Here is a 6089-nt window from a genome sequence, read left to right as displayed (position 1 = left end):
CTGTAAAAGCTGATGAAATCAGCGTAGTAGAGCCCACTCAACCACTGCGTCTTGCTCGACAATTCAAAGATAATTGAGAGGCTAGGACTTTTGTCCCAGCCTCTTTCTGATTGAAGATAAAGTCTTCTGAAAAACTTTCCTTAGGTGAGTACGGACGTCAGCGAACTTCTAAGAAGTTCCATGACTAATTATTGAGCCTAAGGTCTCAATAATTCCGAGTACCTGAAACATAATTGTTTCAGGTACTTCTCTCACAGCGGAAAGTTTTTCATCTTCTTAAATGACTAAAAATAAAAGTCATTTTTTTGAAAATCATCTAGCTGTTTTATGTAAAACAATAGTTTGTCTACATTTAAAAAGAAAAGTGGAGTAGGTGATAGTAAAATCAGGCATTGAATTCTTCACAATTCTTTGTCTTTTTTTTCTATTTTAGAGGGGATATGATATAATAAAGGGATAAACATAAGGTGGTAAATATGGCAAAATTAATTCCTGGGAAAATCCGTACAGAAGGAATCCTTCTCTATGAAAACGGGAAAGTATCCCTACAGGAAATGAAGAATCAGTACCTCTATTTCAGAATTGACAATGAGTCCCTCCGCTATAGTCTAGATGATCAAGCGATTTTTTGTAGTTGTGAGTTTTTCCAGAAGAAAAAATTCTGTGTGCATTTAGCTGCAGGAGAAGCCTTTTTAAAAAATGATGAAGAAGGGAAGGAACTCTTGCTTGGTTTGGAGCAAGATGCAACAGAAAGTCAAGAAACAAAGGAAAAAGTATCTTTTGGAAGTTTGTTTTTAGATCAAGTCCTACCAAAAATTGAAAGCAAAGAAGTCCGTTTTGGTCTCTCAGCAACCGGTCATGTAGACGACTATTCCGGTCAGTTTTTGTGGACCCTTCGTATCTATCGCAGACCGGATGAGAGATCTTATGTGGTGCGGGATGTTGTAGCTTTTTTGCAAGCCATCAGAAAACAGTCCCATTTTGCGATTGGAAAAAGTTATTACGAGCCGATTTCCTACGCAGCATTTGACCCTGAAAGTCGTGCCTTAATTCGATTCTTAGAAGGCTTGTTATCGGGAGATACGGTGCATGATGCCCTCTTCTTTCCAAATGGGGGTCGTCATCTTTACTTTCCAATGAGTTTCTTTGAAGAAGCTGTGCAATTATTGATGGACCTACCGTCCTTTACCCTTGAAGTCGGACTGGATACCTATCAGGAAGTATTCTTTCAAGAACTCCAGGAAGATTCAGGCTTGTTTTTTTTCCAAGTAGTGGAAATGAAGGAGTTTATCGAACTACAGGTCCAAGTGGCTTCCTATAAAATGGTGGAAGGTCGCTTTCTTTTGGCAAATGGCCATTTTTATCAAATATCACCGCTTCAAAAGATTTTGATTGAGGCTGTGCAGAGTTTACCCCTCTCCAGTGATCAGAAAAGACATGTTCAATTTGATTTGTCTGATCAGACCAAATTAACCTATAGCTTAGAGCAATTTAGGAAAATTGGTGAGGTGAAAGCACCAAGTAATTTCTATATTCACGATTTTCAACCTCACTTTGCTTTTGATTTATCGGAGCAAGGAGAAGTGTTGCTGGATCTAGTTTTTGTCTACGAGGACCGCATCGTTCGCTCTGAGAAAGAACTTAAGGATCTGCCTTATTCCAGTAATTTTGATAAGGAACGTTTGGTTTTTGAAACCATCTTGACAGCTGGCTTTACCAATCAATTTCAAACCAAACGAGCTCCTCTCCTTCCCAAGCAGCTCTATCCCTTCTTTCATCAGACCCTTCCTTTGTTTGAAGAACTGGGAGAGGTCGAAGTTTCGGACAAGTTGTTAGACCTGTATCAGGTTGAAAAGCCAAAGATTGCCATTCAAACCAGTGGTCGTCTCCTTGAGATTGGTTTTGAATTTGACTCCATTGATCCCTCTGAGGTTGAGCAAGTGATGAGTGCCTTGGTTGAGAAGAATGACTATTATATCAGTCAATCAGGAAAGGTTCTAATCTTTGATGAAGAAAGCAAGCGGATCAGTCAGACTTTATTGAATCTTCGTGCAAAGAAGACAAAAACAGGTCAGTTACAAACCAATCGCATTGCAGCCTTCCAGCTCTCCCAGTTATTTGAGTCAGCTGACAATGTCCAATTTTCTGAAGAGTTTCGTCACTTGGCTCATGATTTGATTCATCCAGAGCAATTTCCATTAGGTAAGCTACAAGTAACTGCTAAACTTCGAGATTATCAGGAAGTCGGAGTCCGCTGGCTATCCATGCTCAATCACTATGGTTTTGGGGGGATTTTGGCAGATGATATGGGGCTTGGAAAGACCCTCCAGACCATTGCCTTTCTCTCAAGTGTTGCGATGGCGGATTCTAAGATTTTGATCTTAGCTCCATCTAGTCTAATCTATAATTGGAAAGAGGAGTTCGAAAAGTTTGCTCCACAAATGGAAGTGGAGGTTATCTATGGCCTCAAAGCAAGTCGAGACGAGGTGATTGCAAGCAACCCTCAGGTAGCGATTACCAGTTACGCTTCCTTCCGCCAGGACGTAGAGCAATACGAAAAAAATCAGTACCAATATTTAATCTTGGATGAAGCCCAGGTCATGAAAAATTCCCAAACCAAGATTGCCCAATATTTACGGAAATTCGATGTTCCTCATACCTTTGCTTTGTCGGGAACTCCAATAGAAAACCACGTAGAGGAACTCTGGTCGATTTTCCAAATTGTGCTTCCTGGTTTGTTTCCGGGTAAAAAAGAATTTAAACAATTGAGTCCAGAGACTATTTCTCAATACGTCAAGCCCTTTATCATGAGACGGAAAAAAAGTGAAGTCTTGCAGGAGCTTCCAGATTTGATTGAGATGACCTATAAGAATGAATTGGCTGACGATCAAAAAACGATCTATTTAGCCCAGTTGAAGCAAATGCAAGACCGCATTCTAAGCTCTTCTGAAGAGGAACTCAATCGCAGTAAGATGGAAATCTTATCTGGTTTGATGCGTCTTCGTCAGATTTGTGATACACCATCCCTCTTTTTAGAGGATTATTCTGGAGAAAGTGGGAAGTTGGATAGCCTTCGAGAACTGCTAGAGCAGATCAAAGATGGAAACCAACGAGTGTTGATCTTCTCACAATTTAGGGGCATGTTGGATATCATTGAAAAAGAGTTGGATGCTCTGAAGATGACTTCGTTTAAAATCACAGGATCTACGCCAGCTAATGAGCGCCAAGATATGACCAACGCCTTTAACTCCGGTCAAGGGGATGCCTTTCTCATTTCCTTGAAAGCAGGGGGAGTTGGCTTGAATTTGACAGGTGCTGACACGGTTATTTTGGTTGACCTATGGTGGAACCCTGCGGTAGAAGATCAAGCCATTGGCCGTGCCCATCGAATGGGACAAGATAAGAATGTTGAGGTCTACCGGATGATTACTCGAGGGACCATCGAAGAAAAAATTCAAGAGCTCCAGACTAGCAAACGTCATTTAGTTTCTACCATATTAGATGGTACCGAAACGCGCTCCAGTCTTTCTATTGAAGAAATTCGGGAAATTTTGGGTATTTCGGTAGAATAACTTGAAAAATTAAATGAATAGTTTATAATTAATGAAGTGTCGAAAGGAAGAAATAGGATGACGGATAAGCAGTTTCCTCAAGTAGCAGATGATGAATTGATGCTAACTCAAATGCCCCATATGAATTTATATGATGATGGGGACTTTATTAGTAATATTCTTGGGGAGTATACAGATAAAAACTATTTAGAATGGGAGCCAATTGCTACTGGAAAGGTAGCAGAGCAACCTTATCAAAAAAATCTACAAAAATCCCTTCAAAAACCATTTGAAGTGCCTAAGTCAAGAAGGCAGCCGATGACTCCTGATTTCAAGGAGCCTGTTGATAAAAAGAGCCCGGCGAATCGCTACGCAGAAGAAGCTCGTGAAGCAGCGCGTGCTGATTTGAAAAAGAAGCGGACGGCTCCGTATTTGACGGCGGATATTGCATCTAAGCCTAATCGTAAAAAATTCACCCCTTCTTTCATGCCAAAAGGGAAGCCGACAGCTCCTTTTCAAAAAGAAAATCCCGGTGAATTGATTAAATATGGTGAGCGACTGAAACAAGAGCAATTGATCCTTTTAGAAGGGGCTGAGGAACTTCCAGTTCAAGAATCCCATCAAGAAGAGAAACCAAAAAAGAACAATTATGATTTCTTGAAAAAGAGTCAAATCTATAACAAGGATCAACAGAACATTCCAACGAGACCTATTAAACAAGAACTCAATGTGACCAATCTGGACTAGCAGGAGGAGAAACTATGTCAAAAACATTTCATTTTATCGGAATAAAAGGAGCTGGTATGAGTGCCTTGGCTCTCATGCTCCATCAGATGGGACACACTGTACAAGGATCTGATGTAGAGAAATATTACTTTACTCAAAGAGGTCTGGAGCAAGCAGGGATTACCATCCTACCATTCAGCGAAGAAAATCTTACTGGGGATCAAATCTTGATTGCTGGAAATGCCTTTAAACCTGAAAACAACGTAGAGATTGCTTATGCAGATGCTCAAGGCTACACCTATCAACGCTATCATGAATTCTTGGGTGAATTTATGCGTGATTTTGTCAGCATGGGAGTAGCAGGAGCTCACGGGAAAACCTCTACTACAGGGATTTTGTCTCACGTTCTGTCTAATATCACAGATACTAGCTATTTGATTGGGGATGGAACTGGTCGTGGTTCGAAAGGTGCTAAGTACTTTGTCTTTGAATCAGACGAGTACGAACGTCACTTCATGCCTTACCACCCAGAGTATTCAATCATCACCAATATTGACTTTGACCATCCTGATTACTTTACTGGCCTAGAAGATGTTTTCAATGCCTTCAATGATTATGCCAAACAAATCTCCAAAGCCTTGTTCATCTATGGTGAAGATCCTGAGCTTCGTCGGATTACAGCTAAGGCTCCGATTTACTACTATGGATTTGAAGAAGAAGGCAATGATTTTGTAGCCAGTGATCTCTTGCGTTCTACTACGGGATCAACCTTTACTGTTCATTTCCGTGGAGAAGATTTGGGACAATTCCAAATCCCATCCTTTGGACGTCACAATATCATGAATGCAACAGCAGTTGTCGGCTTACTTTATATCGCTGGATTCGATCTTGATTTGGTTCGAGAACACTTAAAAACATTTGGCGGGGTCAAACGTCGCTTTACAGAAAAGATTGTCAACGATACCGTCATCATTGATGACTTTGCCCACCATCCAACTGAAATTATTGCCACTTTGGATGCAGCCCGTCAAAAATACCCAAGTAAGGAAATCGTAGCGGTCTTCCAACCTCATACCTTTACTCGGACGATTGCTCTCTTGGATGAGTTTGCGGATGCCTTGAACCAGGCTGATGCGGTCTACTTGGCACAAATTTATGGATCAGCTCGTGAAGTGGATCATGGGGATGTCAAAGTTGAAGATCTAGAAGCGAAAATTATTAAGAAATCAGGTGTGATTACAGCTGAAAACGTTTCTCCACTCTTGGATCATGACAATGCCGTTTATGTCTTCATGGGAGCAGGAGATATCCAGACCTATGAATATTCATTTGAACGTTTACTTGGAAACTTGACCAATAACGTTCAATAAGGAGATAACATGCAACCAAGCGTTAGGATTCGGTTTGCTAAAGAAAATGATTGGGATGAGATCGAGCAGATCACGTCCCAAAATTTTTCTTTTCAAAGAGAGAAGTTGCAAGAACTGAATGGGTTTAGGACCCTGGTCTTAGAATTTGAAGGGCGAGTGATTGGAAGTTGCCTGATTCAGATGGAGGAACAGTTCGAGAATCCCTCTTTAAAATTATTGTGGTTGGAAATTCTTCGAGACTATAGAAAACAAGGGTTTGGCACCTTGCTACTCGCCACACTCAAGTCTCTTGTAGCTCAAGAATCCTTGTTAGGGATTCATGTGACCTGCCAGGAAGAGTTGATTCCGTATTTTGAAATGAATGATTTTCAACTAGAGATAGAGGATAAGGAAGAAGGAGTTGAGGACTATCACCTAATGTGGCACCTATCCCTATAGAAAG

At 40.8% G+C, this 6089-nt stretch carries 4 protein-coding genes; all 4 read left to right on the top strand.

All coding sequences use genetic code 11. From position 1 onward, the window contains the following. Nucleotides 1-476 precede the first annotated feature (476 nt). The 4 genes from ADH27_RS02565 to ADH27_RS02550 are packed head-to-tail and all read left to right on the top strand — an operon-like array spanning nucleotide 477 to nucleotide 6085. The gene (locus tag ADH27_RS02565; protein ID WP_048715433.1) at nucleotides 477-3572 is read left to right on the top strand and encodes a DEAD/DEAH box helicase; all 3096 of its coding nucleotides are present in this window, start codon (nucleotides 477-479) and stop codon (nucleotides 3570-3572) included. A gap of 57 nt (nucleotides 3573-3629) precedes the next feature. After that, entirely contained in the window at nucleotides 3630-4298 is a 669-nt protein-coding gene (locus ADH27_RS02560) for a hypothetical protein (RefSeq protein ID WP_048715431.1), read from the top strand. A 14-nt stretch (nucleotides 4299-4312) separates the two neighbouring features. Next, a complete protein-coding gene (murC, locus tag ADH27_RS02555; protein ID WP_048715429.1) occupies nucleotides 4313-5647 on the top strand; it encodes a UDP-N-acetylmuramate--L-alanine ligase in 1335 nt (444 codons plus the stop codon). A 9-nt stretch (nucleotides 5648-5656) separates the two neighbouring features. After that, the gene (locus ADH27_RS02550) at nucleotides 5657-6085 is read left to right on the top strand and encodes a GNAT family N-acetyltransferase (RefSeq protein WP_048715426.1); all 429 of its coding nucleotides are present in this window, start codon (nucleotides 5657-5659) and stop codon (nucleotides 6083-6085) included. Nucleotides 6086-6089: the final 4 nt, after the last annotated feature.

It is taken from the genome of Streptococcus sp. 343_SSPC, from assembly GCF_001072385.1.
In the GTDB taxonomy this organism is placed as follows: Bacteria; Bacillota; Bacilli; order Lactobacillales; family Streptococcaceae; genus Streptococcus.
The sequence above is the reverse complement of the archived record's forward strand: the minus strand, read 5'-3'. Positions and strand labels throughout refer to the sequence as shown.